This is a genomic window from Arthrobacter sp. NPDC055585, assembly GCF_053619115.1.
In genome coordinates this window covers 235,444-250,922 of record NZ_JBSHIT010000001.1, presented here as the reverse complement: position 1 = coordinate 250,922, position 15,479 = coordinate 235,444, and the positions used below count along the sequence as shown (strand labels likewise).

Here is a 15,479-nt window from a genome sequence, read left to right as displayed (position 1 = left end):
CGTAGTGGTAGCCCACAACGGTGCCGAGTACCTCCCCGAAACACTCTCCGCGCTGGCCGCGCAAACCCGTCCCGCGGACTTCTGCGTCGGCGTTGACGCCGGCTCGACTGACTCCTCCGCATCGCTGCTCCAGCTGGGGCTTCCAGTAGGCAGCCCAGTAACCGGTGCCGGTGCCCGGTCCGGGTTCGGCGCCGCAGTCAAAGCAGGACTGGAGCAGCTGCCGCAGCGTGCTGAATCCGCGGATCCCACGCAGGAATGGCTCTGGCTGCTCCACGACGATTCCGCCCCCGACCCCGGTGCGCTGGCGCAGCTGCTGCGTGCGGTGGAACTGGCCCCCTCGGTGACCATTGCCGGAGCCAAGCAGGTGGAATGGGACAACCCGCGCAAACTGATCGACGTCGGGGTGTCCATCAGCCGCTGGGCTGAGCGGCTGACCATGATCGACGTCGATGAACTGGACCAGGGACAGTACGACTCCCGCAGCGACATCTTCGCGGTGAACTCTGCCGGCATGCTGATCCGGCGTGACGCCTGGGACGCCCTGGGCGGCTTCGACCCCGCCCTTCCCGGCACCGGGGACGACATAGACCTTTGCTGGCGCAACCGGCTTGCAGGCAACCGGGTGGTGGTGGTTCCCTCGGCCCGGATCCGGCACGCCGGTAGCCGGCCCAACCCGGCCGCTACGGCCCGGGCCGCCCGCAAGGCCGAAGTTTTCCTGCGCCTCAAGCACGCGCCCGGCTGGCAGGTGCCGTTCCTGGCACTGGGAGCCGTCCTGGGCGGATTCGGCAGATTCTTCCTAGGCATGCTGGCCAAGGACCCCGGGTACGCTGCGGGTTCCCTTGTTTCCAGTATTGCTGCGGTGCTGCGGCCCGTTGATCTCTACCGTTCCCGGCGCAGGGCCGCGGCTACCCGCAGGCTGCCCCGCAGCACCGTCCGCGCGCTGGTAACCACTCCGCGGGAAGTCCGTGAACACCGCAGGTCAGTCCACGAATCTGATGCCGCTGCGAACGCATACCAGACCCAGGCAGCCGGCGCCGCACACGCCTATGAACCCAGCGGCGACGCCCATGACGACTTCGCCGCCCTCGCTGCTCCCGGACGGGCCTGGTCGGGCGCCGGCGCCCTGGCGGCTGCCCTGATCCTCGCGGCTGCCTCCCTGGCCGGACTTCACCGGCTAGTTGGCGCACCTGCCCTAACCGGAGGCGCGCTGCTTCCCGTTTCTGGCACTCTCTCTGCCATCTGGGCCAACGCCGGCAGCTGGTGGAGCGAAGTCGGCGCCGGTTACCCCGGCCACGGCGACCCCTTTGACTATGTCCTGTGGCTGCTCGGCGCAGCCGGTCTGGGGAACGCCAACGCTGCCGTTGTGGTCCTTGTCCTGCTGGCCATGCCTCTGGCGGGCCTGAGCGCCTGGTTCGCTTCCGGCGCCCTGACCCGGCGGCCCGGGGCAAGGTTCTGGGCGGCCATGGTCTGGGGCACCCTTCCCGCACTGCAGGTGTCCCTGGGACAGGGACGCCTGGGAGCGCTGATCGCGCACATCATTCTGCCGCTGACGGTCCTCGCCATGGCACGTGCCGTAGGTGCAGGAACCGCCGCCCACCAGGCCCGGACCCCGGCCGACCAGATCCAGGCTCCCCGCAAGCCCGGTGTCCAGGGGGTTCCGAGCTGGACCGCTGCTGCGGCTGCCGGACTGCTGCTCTCCGTCCTGACTGCCAGCGCTCCGCTGCTGTTTATCCTCGGCGTGCTGCTTGTCCTGGTGCTCTCGCTGCGCCTGCGTTCCCGGGCCCGGACCCTATGGTGGTCCCTGCTTGCCCCGGCGGCCCTTCTGCTGCCCGTAGTCCTTTCCACGTCCGGCAACCTGCGCGCCGCTGCCGCAGATCCGGGTGTTCCGCTTCCGTTCGCCCCGGCTGCGCTGTGGCAGCAGCTTCTTGGCTACCCCGTTGCTTTTTCCGCGGGGGACCCGGTGGCAGGCCTCGGTTTCCTGCCTGACGGTCCGTGGGCGCTCGTGCTTGCCCTGCTGGTCGGCGGACCGCTTGCTGTGCTTTCGGCGGCGGCACTGTTCCTCCCCAAGCCGGCTGGCACGGCGCGCCTTGGATGGCTGATGGCTGTGGCGGCGCTGGCCCTGGCCGCAGCGTCCGCCTACCTCGTGACCGGCAGTGCAGCCTCAGCAATGGTGACTCCGTTCCCCGGCCCGCTGGTCTCCGCCGCAGTCTTTGCATTGCTCTGTGCAGCACTGCCTGCCCTGGACGCGGTGCTCGCCGGACGGAAAAAGGAAACCGGGCCCGCCGGGCGCTCCGCAGCAGCGGGCGCCGTTGCCGTTGTCCTCCTGCTTGGTGCCGGACCCGCAGCGAGCCTGGCAGCCTGGACCATTCCACAGGCCACCGGTGCGGCAGCTGCCGCAGAAACCAGCGGCGTGCAGCCGGGAACGCAGCTTGCCATCCGGCCCACAGACCCGAGGGTGCTTCCCGCGACGGCAGCAGACCGCGGCAACAGCGCGGACCAGACACGCTCACTTGTGCTGGCCGTGGGCCCGGAAGACCAGATAACGGCGACGCTGATGCGTGCTGACGGAAGCACCCTGGACGGGCTGAGCGCGGCCTACGCGGCGCGCGCCGTCGAAGGCACCGTCGGAGATGAAACCCTCGCCCCGGATGACGAGGCGACCGCTGCCCTGCGCGGCGCCGTCGCGGTGATCACCGCCGGCACAGGTGTGGATCCCCGTGAGGACCTTACCCGGCTTGGCGTCGGCTTTGTGGTGCTTCAGACCTCGGATACTGCGGCCGAACTCCTTGCCGACCGTCTGGACGCCGTTCCGGGCCTGACCGCAGTTGGCCAGACCGGCTCCGGATGGCTCTGGCGGGTAACGGGAACACTGGATGAGCAGGGAACCGAAACTGTTGCCGGGCAGACCTCACGGGTCCGCATCGTCGACGCCGGGGGCCAGACCCTTGAGCTGGTTCCCTCCAACCCGGCCACCGTTGACACCGAAATCCCGGCGGGGCCCGAGGGCCGGCGCCTGGTACTGGCTGAACGTGCGGACACGGGGTGGCAGGCCAGCCTGGACGGCAAGGCGCTGGAACCGGCCACAGATGCCTGGGCACAGGCTTTTGAGCTCCCCGCAGAAGGCGGAAAACTCACGGTCAGCTACACGAGTCCCTGGGAACCATGGGCCGGAATCGTGCAGGTCATCGTGTTTGGACTGACGGTCCTGCTGGCCGTTCCCACGCCCTCCCGCTCCGGCATCATCCGGCTTCCAGGACGCCAGGGACCGGTACGTGCACCTGCCGCCCCAGCCCCGGCTGCAGCCCCGGACGCTGAGGAGGAGGACCGCGCGGTCCCCGTGCCGGAGCGCAAAAAGGAACCGGCCCTGGCGCAGGATGCCCGTCCCGGGCCACGCGTTCGGCGGGACAAAGCTTCCCGGAGAAGGAAGCGCGCTGCCAAAGAAAGTACTGAAAAGGCTGCCGCAGCGGAACCGGGCGCAGCGGTGAAGAAGAACTCGTCTGAAGGAGTGCGCTGATGGCCGATCCCACCGGGACATCCAGCGGCGGGTCATCGCGTGCCCAGGGACGCAGCCGCAGGGCTGCGGGCCGCAGGACTGCCTATGCCGTGTTCTCGGGCAGTGTGCTGCTCGGAACCGCCGGAGCCCTTGTGGCTGCTGCTGCCATTGCTGCCCCGCCGCGCACCGAGCTGGCTGCAGCTCCGCCGGCAACTGAGGTGCCCGCAGGAACGCTTACCGGTGTCTGCCCGGAACCGCTGCGGCTGCTCGCCGGAAACGTCACATCGGTGGACGCAGAGTTCAGCCCCGTATCCGAATCAGCTTCCACCGCTGTCACCACCGCCGTCGTAGGCGGTACAGGGACAACCCTGGCGCCGGCGTCGCTGTCCGAGCTTGGCACCGGAGCGCCCATAGCGGCTCTGGAAGAAGACACTGAGGTTCCGTTGGCAGGCACCCGGCTGGCCGGAGTCCTGGCTAACCAGACCGTCAGCTCAGTTACCGCTTTCGAAGCTGAACCCAGCGGAGACCAGCAAGCCGTGGCCAACGCCGTTATGGGCTACACCGCCTCGGACGGAGATCTGGCAGGGCTTGCCGCCGCCAACTGCCAGACACCCTCCAACGACATGTGGCTGCTGGGAGCACGGACCACGGTTGGCGCCACCGCTGTGCTGCGGCTGAACAACCCCTCTGCGACTCCGGCAACCGTGGACCTTGAAATCTTTGGCGCCGACGGCAGGATCGAGACCGGCGGCAGCCGCGGAATTGTGGTTGCTCCCGGTGAGACGCGGTCCATAGTCCTTGCCGGGCTGGCCTCCAGCGAGGATTCAGCAGCGGTGCGGGTGCGCAGCTCCGGCGGACCGGTCAGCGCATTCATCGAACAGAGCATCCTGCGCGGACTCACCGCCGGGGGAGTGGAAATCATTGAACCCACCGCTGCTCCGGCTCCACGGCAGGTGGTCACCGGAGTCGCTCTGCAGTCCCCGGAGACTACGCGGAAACTCGCGGAACAGTCCGGCTACGAATCGGTCTCCCCGGTGCTGACCGTTGCGGTTCCGGGAACCTCGGACGCCTCCGTCCACCTTCGGGTCTTCGGCGAAAAGGGTGAGGTGGAAATTCCCGGCGGCGGCGTTTTCAGCGTGCCGGCCGGCACAGTCGGAGAAATTCCGCTGGCCGAGCTCCCCGAAGGAACCTACTCCCTGGACCTTTCAGCTGATGTGGCAGTGGCAGCGGCGGCCGTGTTCAGCCGTGGTACTGGCCCCGGCGAGCGGGTGGAACTCGCGGTTGCACCCGCCGATGCCAGGCTGGGCAGCGAACACCTGGCGGTCTCCGTCCCGGGCGGACGCTCTTCCCTGGTCCTGACCGCGCCCGACGGCCAGGCCGAGATCCGGGTCCGTGCACTGGGAACCGACGGAACCCTGCAGGAGGAGAAGACCGTTCAGATTCCCGAAGGCAGGACCGTGACGCTGCAGTCCCGGGACATGGGAAGCGGGGAACTGGCAGCGGTTTTGGTCAGCGCAGTGGGAGAGGCTGTCTATGGCGCGCAGCTGGTTACCGGTGAGGGCCCCGGCATCTCGGTGCTGCCGCTGCCGGAGGGCGCTTCCGGAAGCCGTTCCGTCCAGGTGGGCATCGGCTACTAGCGGGCCGGGGCCTACAGCGGCCGGAACCGGCCGTAGGTGGGGTCGATGGACTCCGGATCCATACCCATCAGTGACGCGAGCTGCTCCACCACTACGTCGTGGATAAGTTCATTCACCGGTACCAGCCCCCGTGCTGTTGATTCGACGGGGCGGCGGTAGATGGTGATCACCGGAGGTTTGGGGCCAAGGCCCGGACTGGAGGAAGCCAGCGGAATTGAACCGCCGCGGCGCACCAGTTCCTCGAGGCCGTCCGGGATCTCCTGGACGATGAACTGGTAGGTCTGGATATCTTCGCCCCAGAGACGCTCCAGCCGTTCAGCGGATTCCATCACCCAGTCATCAAAGCGTTCGGCACGTGTCCGGGACCCGGCCAGATGCGCCGGCAGCAGTTCTCCGCGCAGCCCGCGCCCGTGGCGGTTCCGGCGCCGGCTGCGGAATGGGCGCGGCACCGCAGGCTCGGGCTCTCCGGCGCCGGATCCGCCGTCGAGCCGTATCCGTGAGGAAGATCCTGGAGACATGGCACCTACTCTAGCCCGCGCCGCCTGCCTCGGGGAGGCCATGTTTCCGGGCGGGGAGGACCGGCGTGGCTGCACCGGCTGCCGGATGCGGCGGGGGTAGAGTATTGACCCGTGGGATCCTTACGTCTTTGTTCACGTTCAGCGTGCCGGCAGGCCGCCGTCGCTACCTTGACGTACGTGTACGCCGATTCCACCGCGGTCCTTGGTCCGCTGGCAACCTACGCGGAACCCCACTGCTACGACCTGTGTGAACTCCACGCGCAGCGGCTCACCGCACCGCGGGGCTGGGAAGTGCTCCGCCTGGACCTCGGCACACTCCCGAGGAGCCCGGGCCCCGATGAGCTCTCAGCCCTGGTCGACGCCGTCCGCGAAGCGGAGGAAGCCCCCGCAGCCGAAGAGCCCGGACGCCGCAGCGGCAAGCATGCCCTGGAACCCCCGGCGGAGATCCCCGGTTCACGGCGTTCCCACCTTCGTGTACTGCGCGAAGAAGTCAGCGAACCCAGCTAGGCAAAGCCGTGCCGCTCCGCACGCTATAGGCTGGAGGCATCAGCCGGGGATGAACCGCGGCCGTGACCAGTCAACCGTTTCGCAAGGAAGTGCCGCAGCCATGGCTAACCTGACCGCCGATCTCCTGAATGTCCTGCGTTGCCCGCAGACCCATTCACCCCTGAGGCAGGAGGGGAACGAACTCGTTTCCACCGCTCCCGGACCGGACGGCAAGCCCGTTCGCTATGCCATCGAAGAGGGCATCCCGGTACTGCTGCCGGCATCCGGCGCCCCGGCCGACAACACTGAGAACTGAGGACCGCAAACCTGTGAGCATCGATTTCAAAGTAGCTGACCTGTCCCTGGCCGAAGCCGGCCGCCACCAGATCCGCCTGGCGGAGCATGAAATGCCCGGGCTGATGGCGCTGCGGCGCGAATTCGGTCCCAGCCAGCCGCTGGCCGGTGCCCGGATTGCCGGTTCCCTTCACATGACCGTGCAGACAGCCGTGCTGATCGAGACCCTTACTGCTCTCGGCGCCGAGGTCCGCTGGGCCTCCTGCAACATCTTCTCCACACAGGACGAGGCCGCTGCCGCCGTCGTCGTGGGAGATGGAACTCCGGAGGACCCCAAGGGTGTTCCGGTCTTCGCCTGGAAGAACGAGACCCTCGAGGAATACTGGTGGACCGCCGAGCAGATCCTCACCTGGCCTGAGGGCTCCGGCGGGCCGAACATGATCCTGGACGACGGCGGCGACGCCACCCTGCTGCTGCACAAGGGCGTTGAATTCGAAGCAGCAGGCGCCGTCCCTGCCAACCCCAGCGAGGATGACCCCGACTACTCCTACGAGTACACGGTCATCCTGGACACCCTCCGCCGGTCACTGGCCGAGGCTCCGGGCAAGTGGACGGAAATCGCCAAGGGCATCCGCGGCGTCACGGAGGAAACCACCACGGGTGTGCTGCGGCTTTACCAACTTGCTGCTGACGGCCAGTTGCTCTTCCCGGCGATCAACGTCAACGACTCGGTCACCAAGTCCAAGTTCGACAACAAGTACGGCATCCGCCACTCGCTGCCGGACGGCCTGAACCGTGCCACCGACACGCTGATCGGCGGCAAGGTCGCCGTCGTCTGCGGCTACGGGGACGTAGGCAAGGGCGCAGCCGAAGCGCTGCGCGGCCAGGGAGCCCGCGTCATTGTTACGGAAATCGACCCCATCTGTGCGCTGCAGGCCGCGATGGACGGCTACCAGGTGGCACGCCTTGAATCAGTTGTGGGCCAGGGTGACATCTTCATCACCACCACCGGTAACAAGGACATCATCATGGCCTCCCACATGGCACAGATGAAGCACCAGGCGATCGTGGGCAATGTGGGCCACTTCGACAATGAGATTGACATGGCCGGCCTGGCCCGGGTGCCCGGCATCCGCAAGGTGGAGATCAAGCCGCAGGTCCACGAGTGGATCTTCGACGAAGGAACCGAGAACCAGCGCAGCATCATCGTGCTTTCCGAGGGCCGCCTGCTGAACCTGGGCAACGCCACCGGGCACCCGTCCTTCGTGATGTCCAACTCCTTCGCGAACCAGACCATCGCCCAGATCGAGCTGTTCACCAAGCACGGGCAGAACAAGGAGGACGGCACTCCGGAGTACGCCAACCAGGTGTATGTGCTGCCGAAGATCCTCGACGAGAAGGTTGCCCGCCTGCACCTCGGTGCCTTGGGCGTTGAGCTGAGCGAACTGACCAAGCCGCAGGCCGAATACCTTGGCGTGGACGTGGCCGGTCCGTACAAGCCGGACCACTACCGGTACTAGACCGCACCGCTGCGCCCCAACGCAACAGCACAGACAGCCGTGCCGCTTCTTCGGAAAGCGGCACGGCTGTCTGTTTGTCCGGGGGAACCAGCCGGTCAGTGCCGCCCGGGACGGCGGGAAGGTTCCGTATCGCGGTAGACCTGGACGACGGCGGGCCGCGGAGCCCGGACCTGGCCCGGCCCCGGGGGCTCAGGGGCGTAGTCCGGGAAGTAGGACGTGTGTGCTCTGTAGCTTCCGTCCTCACCGGGGTGCTGTACGGCTAAGCGTCCGTGAAGGGAAGCCGGTGAAGCCGCTGGCCGAGCCGCTGGGTCCGGTCATGCTGTGCGCTCAGGCGCAAGTAGTCGCGCTCCCTCCGCTGCGCGGTGACGGCGCGGAGATAGGTCTCGGGGAAGGTTCCGGCGGGAGGCGGCGGGGAAACGAACGCAGACACTTCGGTGGCCAGCGAGCCGGCCATGGAGGAACGGGCTGCCGGCGCCATCCTGCCGGACTGGGCCAGGAAGCGGGACACCCTCCGGGAGAGCGGATCGGGCAGGCGGCCGATGTCTGCTAGCTCCGCCCACGGCGCAAGTTCTGCGGGCATGTCCACGGCCGGGGGCGGGGGTGCCTGCACCCGTTCACGCATTGAGTACGTTCCTGCCAGCATGTCTCCGAGCCGCTTGGACTTCTCGTTGAACACCGCAACGATGAATGCCAGGGATCCGGCCAGCATGTAGATTTCCAGCACCGCAAGGATCCCGCGGGTGAAGGCCTGGCGGAAGCGCACAGCACCGCCGTCGTCGCGGACTATGCGCAGCCCCATGACCAGCCGGCCCAGCGATTTGCCCCTGGTGAGTGTCTCCACCGCAACCGGAACCACCACCAGGATGAGAACCACGCTGGTCAGCAGCAGGGCCCGGGTCAGCGCCGGGTCCAGCGAACCGTCCAGGGTGTTGCCGATGAGGAAAAACAGGAGCAGCAGCAGCAAAAGCTGGGCGACGACGTCGATCAGGCAGCTGAGTGCGCGGGCCGCGAAGGACGCGGGACGCAGTTCCAGGACTACGGCCTCACCGGTCACTACCGTGCTCATGCCTGCCTCTGCTTCCACCCGAACGGCCACCTGAGACTCCGCCGGTGTGTCCCGCAGCGGTGCCTTCTTCTCTGGGGTCCCACTTTACCCATGCCTGCACCGGGAGGCAGATGCAGGTCAGGACGCCGTGCCGGTTAGGGTGGAGGCGTGGACTTGGATGCCTTCGCCGCCGTACACAGCCAGGACTGGAAGCGGCTTGATGAACTGATTGCCCGCCGCCGCCTCAGCGGTGCCGAGGCCGATGAACTGCTGCAGCTCTATCAGCGTGCCTCCACCCACCTGTCCGTGGTCCGGTCCGTGGCTCCGGAAGGAGCGCTCTCCGCCGCGCTGTCCATGCGCCTTTCCCGCGCCAGGACCCGATTCACCGGGGCCCGTTCAAATTTCTTGGAGGACCTGGCCGGGTTTTTTGTCTATTCGCTTCCGGCCGCGTTCTACCGGGTACGAATCTTGACTGTGATTATCGGGGCGCTGTTTGTCCTGGTCTCGGCCATGAGCGCGTACTGGGTGGTTAACACCCCGGGTGTCCTGGCTGCGATGGGCACGGATGCCGAGCTGCGGCAGTACGTCGAGTCGGACTTCGCCAGCTACTACTCGGAGAATCCCGCCGCGTCCTTCGCCGGTATGGTCTGGACGAACAACGCGTGGATTGCGCTGCAGGCGGTGGCGTTCGGAGTCACCGGAATCTGGGGGCCCTACATTCTGTACCAAAACGCCGTCGGCGTTGGAACGGCCGCCGGCACCATGGCTTCCTTCGGGGAGCTGGATACCTTCTTCCTCTTCGTCCTCCCGCACGGGTTCATGGAGCTGACCGCCATTTTTATTGCCGCGGCCGCCGGACTGCACATTTTCTGGGCGCTGGTTGCTCCCGGGCCCAGAACCCGGGTCACCGCCCTGGCCCAGGAAGGCAGATCGCTGATGACCGTGGCTCTGGGGCTGGTAGTGGTTTTGTTCATTTCCGGCCTGGTGGAAGGTTTTGTGACTCCAAGTTCGCTGCCGGACTGGCTGCGCATCTCCATTGGCGCCCTGGTGCTGGCTGGCTACTGGGCCTACACGATGATCCTGGGCAAGCGTGCCTTCGACGCAGGTTTCCGCGGCGACCTGCTGGCGCGTGACGCCGGAGAAGCTACCGTCCGGTCGGCTTAAGCGGCGCTGGAGGCCCAAAAAGCTGTTGCACCGGTTCGGGGTGGCTCCTTCGATTCGGGGTCCCGCGGCCGGTAGTGTCTATGAAGGACGGAACCGGAAACACCCCCACCACACCGGTGACTTCATACAGGATTGGGATGAGAGACGAAGCAGTGGCAAGCCAGGACCAAGACCCCACTACGGAAGGCGTCCCCGCAGGCCAGACGCCGGACGGGCGCGGCACAGGCCCGTCCGATGCCAGCGAGACCATAGTCAGCGGCAAGGCCGCTGAGGGCTCCCGCGAGGACGACCCGGCAGAACACGACGCCTGGGATGCTGAGTTTGCCGGGCTTGCTGGAACCACGCCGGAAACAGAGGTGTCAGCCGGGAAACCGGATGAAGCCGCAGAGGCCGCGTCTGCGGATACATCCACTGACCGGGCTGATGCGCAGACGCCGGGAACGCCCGGAACCGGCGCAGCTCATCCCGCTCCGGAACCGCCGCAGTCAAAGGCCCGTCCCGGACGCGAAGAGGTGCCCGGCGGACACCCCTCCCTGGCCCAGCGCAGCACCCTGCCCATGCGTGCTGCCAGCATCATGCCGGACCTGAGCCGCTACGGCACCGACGGTACGCCCGCAGAGCACGCTGCCGCCCCGGTGGATGCTTCTGCGGCGGATGAAACGGGCGCGGACAAGGAAGCAGCCGCAAATACACGTCCGGCTGCCGGCGCTCCGGACGACGCAGTGCCGGGAGACGCCCCCCACCCTACCGCCGCCGCAGGCGGTCCCTGGTACGGGCCGGGAACAGCTGAACAGCCGGTCACGGGACAGCCGGATACGAGCGAACCTGAGACCCGGCAGCCGGCTGACACCGACCCCGCCATCTCCACCGAGGAAGCTGCACGGCGCAGCGCCGAGCGGGAGCGGGCTGCCGCCGCCAAACCCGTCCTTGGCCGGATCATCCAGGTGGCAATTGCCGTGTTCTTCCCGGTGATGCTGCTGGCGGCTGCCATCCGCGCCGTGGCAACACCTGTATTCCTGTGGATTGAATACAACCGCCCCGGTTTCCCGGCCGACAGCTTTGGGTTTAGCACCGATGACCGCATGACATACGGCTCCTACGCCGTGGACTACCTGCTGAACTTCGCTTCCCCCCGCTACCTCGGGGACCTGGTGACTCCGGACGGTGATCCGCTGTACCTGGCCAGCGAAGTGTCCCACATGGCTGACGTGAAGACGGTCCTGACGCTGGCCTTCCTGACCGCGCTGGGAATGGCTCTGCTCAGCCTTGCCGGCGGCCTTTACCTGGCCCGCCGCTGCCCCGGCGGAATCCGCCGCGCCCTCTTCGCCGGAGCCGTGGCCACCCTGGCCATCATTGCCGGACTGCTTGTTGCTGCAGTGCTCGCCTGGGAGGAGTTCTTCACGCTGGTCCACAGCATCTTCTTTGCGCAGGGCAACTGGACCTTCCGGCTGGATGACACTCTCATCCGGCTCTTCCCGGCACAGTTCTGGATGGACGCCGGAGCGGCCATAGCCGGGATCGTGCTGCTGGTCTGCCTCCTGGTCATGGTGTTTACCTGGCCTACTAAGAAGCGCCGCGAACGTTCCCGGCTGGCCCGGGAAGAAAGCCGGCGCCGTTACCTTGAATCACTCGAGGCGCTCTAACCGGCAGCAGCCGCAGCCAGACTAAAACAGCCAAGGCCCGTGAAGACGGGCCTTGGCTGTTTTTGCGTGGTGACGCACCTGGAGGCGGAGACTACTTCGTGTAGAGCTTCTCCACCTCGGCGGTGAAGTCGGCGATGACCGCCTGCCTGCGCAGCTTCAACGTGGCTGTGACATGTCCGCCGTCCAGGGAAAAGTCACGCGGCAGCACGGTAAAACGGCGGATCTGTTCGGCCCGGGACACGGTGGCATTCGCGGCGTCCACGGCCTCCTGGACCTGCGCCAGGACCTGCGGGTGCTCCGCCGGGGCAGCTGAGGGATCGACGCCGTTTTCGCGGCACCAGAGAGCCAGCGCCTCGTCGTCGAGCGTTACCAGGGCACCCACGAAGGGCCTGCCTTCGCCGACCACCACCACCTGGGAAACCAGACGGTGCTCACGGACCTTCTCCTCAAGCGGGCCGGGAGCCACGTTCTTGCCTCCCGCGGTGACGAGGAGGTCCTTCTTGCGGCCGGTTATCTTCAGGAACCCGTCCTCGTCCAGCGTGCCGAGGTCTCCGGTGTGGAACCATTCGCCGCTGAACGCTTCGGCGGTCGCCTCGGGATTCCGGTGATAGCCGGTGAAGACACCGACGCCGCGTACCAGCACCTCGCCGTCGTCGGCAATGCGGATGGCGTTGCCCGGCATCGGCAGGCCAACCGTGCCCACCCGGGTCAGGGGGATGGTGTTGACCGAGGCCGGGGCAGTGGTCTCCGTGAGGCCGTAGCCTTCCAGGACAGCGATGCCGGCGCCGCGGAAGAAGTGCGCCAGCTGTGGGCTCAGCGGGCTTGCCCCGGAGATGGCGATGTCCATGTCTCCGCCGAACGCTGCCCGCACTTTGGGGTAGAGGAGCCGGTCAAAGGCCGCGTGGCGCAGGCGCAGCGCCAGGGACGGTCCCGCCCCGCCGCGTGCAGCGCTGTCCACCGCCTCGGAATAGGCGACGGCGGTGGAGGCCGCCGAATCAAACAGCTTCCCCTTGCCGGCGGCAGCTGCCTTCTCCTGGGCGCCTGCGTAGATCTTCTCGAAGACGCGGGGAACGGCCAGCATAAAGGTGGGCCGGAAGGTGCGCATATCATCGACCAGCGCAGCCGCTGAAGAGCTGTGGCCCACGGTGACGCCGGCCGCCAGGCACCCCACCTGCACGGCACGGGCCAGAACGTGGGCCAGGGGCAGGAACATCAAGGTCCTGGCGCCCGGGCGCTTCAGCATTTGCGGGAGCAGCTCAATCACGTTCACCGCGAACAGCGCAAAGTTGCCGTGGCTGATGCTGCATCCCTTGGGCCGTCCGGTGGTACCGGAGGTGTACACCAGCGAAGCCGTGTCCGAGAGCGAGCGGGAGGAACGGACGGATTCGAGCTCCTCGTCCGGCACGTTTTCTCCTGCGGCGGCCAGCGCCGCGAGGGTGTCCGGTCCGTCCCCGCCGCTCAGCTTCCAGATCCGGACCGGCACCTCCGCTGCGGCTGCACCGGCTTCGATAACCCGGGCCTTGTTTTCGTCGCCGGCGAAAACGATCCGCGCTCCGGAATCGGAAAGGATCCACTGAACCTGGCTTGGCGATGAAGTCTCATAGATGGGCACGGTCACGGCCCCGGCGAACCAGATCGCGAGGTCCACCACGGTCCATTCGTAGCGGGTCCCGGACATCACCGCCACGGTGTCGCCGGGCCGCACTCCCTGCGCCAGCAGGCCCTTGGCTGCGGCCCGCACCTCCGCAAGGAACTGGGCCGCGCTCACGTCACGCCAGCCGGAACCGGTTTGGCGGGCATACAGGGCCAGCTCCGGGTTCCGGGCAGCCGTGGCCAGGAGCAGGTCGGTGATGTTGGAGTCTTCCGGGAGCTCCACGAACAATCCGGTGGAGGCTTCGCGCACGGGTCCTCCCTTTCTGTGCAAGCACATTGCGTTGAGACCTAGATCCAGCTCGGCATCCAGATACGGAGCCGCCAATCAGAATAGGGGATGATTTCAGCCGTCCAGACCGGATAGAAGAAAGCGGAGACAAGGACCACAGCTGCGAGGAAGCATGCCGCGATGATCGCCCCGCGCCGTCTGCGCAGCGGTGGACCGGCCGCCCGTCCCAGGACCAGCCCCACCGTAAAGGTCAAAGCCAGAACGAGGAACGGGACAAAGGAGACGGCATAGAAGTAGAACATGGTCCGGTCCGGAAAAGCGAACCAGGGCAGGTATCCCGCCGCGATGCCTGAGAGCGCGGCTCCGGCGCGCCAGTCGCGGCGTCCCAGCCAGTAGGCCAGCAGCACAGCCAGGCTCAGCAGCGCTGCCCACCAGATCAGCGGGTTCCCCACGGAGGTAATTGCAGAGGTGCAGGTGTCCGCTCCGCAGACGGCAGGATCGGGGCTCTCATAGTAGAAGGACGTTGGACGGCCCATAAACAGCCAGGTCCATGCGCTGGCCTCGTAGGAGTGTTCCGAGGAGAGCCCGTTGTGGAAGGTGTAGGCACTTCGGTGGTACTCGGCCAGGGAGCGCAGCGGGTCCGGAATCCATTCCAGGCCGGACGGCGCCGGGTTGGACTGCGCCCACTGGCGTCCGTAGCCACCGCTGGAAAGGAACCAGCCGGTCCAGGTGGCCAGGTAGGTTGCTGCAGCCAGCGGAATGATGGTTAGGAAGGCGGGGACACCGTCTTTCAGCAGACCCGTCCGCCAGTACCGGATCCCAGCTACGCGCCGGGCGCTGACATCCCAGAGCACAGTCATGATCCCAAAGACCGCCACGAAAGCCAGCGCAGACCACTTGGTTCCCACTGCCAGGCCCAGGCAGAGGGCAGCGGCCAGCCGCCAGGGACGCCACAGCAGCCACGGTCCGGAGGCAAGGGCGGCGGGGGCCGGGGGTCCTCCCGGGAACCGGCGCGGAGCCTGGCTCAGTTTTCGCGCCAGCCGGCGCCGGCCGTCGTCGCGGTCCAGCAGCAGGGCCCCGAAGGCGGCAACCACCCAAAGAGTGAGGAAGATGTCCAGCAGTGAAGTCCGGGAGAGAACCAGATGATGCCCGTCGACGGCGAGCAGCAGCCCTGCGGTGCCACCCAGGAGGGCGGACCTGAACAGGCGGGAGGCAATCAGGGCGATCAGCAGCACGGTCACGGTGCCGGCCATCGCGGCCGAGAAACGCCAGCCGAAACTCGAATCCGGTCCGAACAGCGCCATCCCGAACGCGATCATCCATTTGCCCACCGGGGGGTGGACTACGTATTCCGGACCCTCCAGCAGCACGTCCGGCTGGCCTGAGGCGAAGGAGTCATTGGCGTCTTCCGGCCAGGCGCGTTCGTAGCCGGAGACCAGATAGGAGTAGGCGTCCTTGACGTAGTAGGTCTCGTCGAAGACAAGGGTGCCGGGTTCATCCAGGCGGACGAAGCGGAGCACACCTGCGAGCAGGGCCGTGCCCAGCGCGGCAGCCCAGGCCCAGTACCGGGAGGGCAGGGCAGCACCGAGCAGCCGCAGCCGCAGCGATTCCTCCGTGAAGGCCTTCTCCGGAGCCAGCACCCGCGGTGCGGAGTCCCGGGCCGGGGCGGAGGTCAGGGGCTGGGTCACGCGCTCAACTCTATAGCCTGTCGCGTAGGGTTGAAGGGTGAACTTCAGCAGCAGCGAAACCCAGGAGCCCATTACTGCCGAGCGTCCCGAGCGGGGCAGCGCAGGGTCA

The 15,479-nt window shown here is 67.2% G+C and carries 11 protein-coding genes; 7 read left to right on the top strand and 4 right to left on the bottom strand.

Going from position 1 to position 15,479, the window contains the following annotated elements:
• The first annotated feature begins 4 nt into the window (after positions 1-4).
• The gene (locus tag ACWGQ2_RS00990; protein WP_452013399.1) at positions 5-3,514 is read left to right on the top strand and encodes a glycosyltransferase; all 3,510 of its coding nucleotides are present in this window, start codon (positions 5-7) and stop codon (positions 3,512-3,514) included.
• Positions 3,514-5,130: a DUF5719 family protein gene (locus ACWGQ2_RS00985; protein ID WP_452013396.1), complete on the top strand. Its 1,617-nt coding sequence runs from the start codon at positions 3,514-3,516 to the stop codon at positions 5,128-5,130. Before ACWGQ2_RS00990 ends, ACWGQ2_RS00985 begins: the two co-directional genes overlap by 1 nt.
• Positions 5,131-5,141: 11 nt before the next feature.
• Here the strand turns inward: ACWGQ2_RS00985 and ACWGQ2_RS00980 are convergent, their stop codons facing one another.
• The gene (locus tag ACWGQ2_RS00980) at positions 5,142-5,648 is read right to left on the bottom strand and encodes a metallopeptidase family protein (RefSeq protein WP_452013394.1); all 507 of its coding nucleotides are present in this window, start codon (positions 5,646-5,648) and stop codon (positions 5,142-5,144) included.
• Positions 5,649-5,759: 111 nt separating this feature from the next.
• On the opposite strand from ACWGQ2_RS00980, the gene ACWGQ2_RS00975 reads away from it, so the two are divergent.
• The 3 genes from ACWGQ2_RS00975 (at position 5,760) to ahcY (ending at position 7,948) form a co-directional block, all read left to right on the top strand.
• A complete protein-coding gene (locus ACWGQ2_RS00975; RefSeq protein WP_452013391.1) occupies positions 5,760-6,155 on the top strand; it encodes a DUF3499 domain-containing protein in 396 nt (131 codons plus the stop codon).
• A gap of 100 nt (positions 6,156-6,255) precedes the next feature.
• Positions 6,256-6,450: a Trm112 family protein gene (locus ACWGQ2_RS00970; protein ID WP_452013389.1), complete on the top strand. Its 195-nt coding sequence runs from the start codon at positions 6,256-6,258 to the stop codon at positions 6,448-6,450.
• Between the two features lie 13 nt (positions 6,451-6,463).
• The gene (gene ahcY, locus ACWGQ2_RS00965; RefSeq protein ID WP_452013386.1) at positions 6,464-7,948 is read left to right on the top strand and encodes an adenosylhomocysteinase; all 1,485 of its coding nucleotides are present in this window, start codon (positions 6,464-6,466) and stop codon (positions 7,946-7,948) included.
• 259 nt (positions 7,949-8,207) lie between these two features.
• On the opposite strand, the gene ACWGQ2_RS00960 is transcribed toward ahcY, so the two are convergent.
• Positions 8,208-9,014, bottom strand: a complete 807-nt coding sequence (locus tag ACWGQ2_RS00960; protein WP_452013384.1) for an RDD family protein — start codon at positions 9,012-9,014, stop codon at positions 8,208-8,210.
• Positions 9,015-9,161: 147 nt separating this feature from the next.
• On the opposite strand from ACWGQ2_RS00960, the gene ACWGQ2_RS00955 reads away from it, so the two are divergent.
• Both ACWGQ2_RS00955 and ACWGQ2_RS00950 read left to right on the top strand, forming a co-directional pair.
• Positions 9,162-10,157, top strand: a complete 996-nt coding sequence (locus ACWGQ2_RS00955) for a stage II sporulation protein M (RefSeq protein WP_452013381.1) — start codon at positions 9,162-9,164, stop codon at positions 10,155-10,157.
• Between the two features lie 137 nt (positions 10,158-10,294).
• Entirely contained in the window at positions 10,295-11,800 is a 1,506-nt protein-coding gene (locus ACWGQ2_RS00950; protein ID WP_452013379.1) for a lipoprotein intramolecular transacylase Lit, read from the top strand.
• A gap of 91 nt (positions 11,801-11,891) precedes the next feature.
• Here the strand turns inward: ACWGQ2_RS00950 and ACWGQ2_RS00945 are convergent, their stop codons facing one another.
• Both ACWGQ2_RS00945 and ACWGQ2_RS00940 read right to left on the bottom strand, forming a co-directional pair.
• Positions 11,892-13,703, bottom strand: a complete 1,812-nt coding sequence (locus ACWGQ2_RS00945) for an AMP-dependent synthetase/ligase (protein WP_452013377.1) — start codon at positions 13,701-13,703, stop codon at positions 11,892-11,894.
• Between the two features lie 38 nt (positions 13,704-13,741).
• Positions 13,742-15,442, bottom strand: coding sequence for a dolichyl-phosphate-mannose--protein mannosyltransferase (locus ACWGQ2_RS00940; RefSeq protein ID WP_452013375.1), 1,701 nt, complete (start codon positions 15,440-15,442; stop codon positions 13,742-13,744).
• Positions 15,443-15,479 lie beyond the last annotated feature (37 nt).

Excerpts from the sequence above, each read along its gene's own strand:
- ACWGQ2_RS00950 (WP_452013379.1), top strand. The coding sequence starts at position 10,295 with ATGAGAGACGAAGCAGTGGCAAGCCAGGACCAAGACCCCACTACGGAA.
- ACWGQ2_RS00960 (WP_452013384.1), bottom strand. The coding sequence starts at position 9,014 with ATGAGCACGGTAGTGACCGGTGAGGCCGTAGTCCTGGAACTGCGTCCC.
- ACWGQ2_RS00985 (WP_452013396.1), top strand. The coding sequence starts at position 3,514 with ATGGCCGATCCCACCGGGACATCCAGCGGCGGGTCATCGCGTGCCCAG.
- ACWGQ2_RS00980 (WP_452013394.1), bottom strand. The coding sequence starts at position 5,648 with ATGTCTCCAGGATCTTCCTCACGGATACGGCTCGACGGCGGATCCGGC.
- ACWGQ2_RS00940 (WP_452013375.1), bottom strand. The coding sequence starts at position 15,442 with ATGGGCTCCTGGGTTTCGCTGCTGCTGAAGTTCACCCTTCAACCCTAC.
- ACWGQ2_RS00970 (WP_452013389.1), top strand. The coding sequence starts at position 6,256 with ATGGCTAACCTGACCGCCGATCTCCTGAATGTCCTGCGTTGCCCGCAG.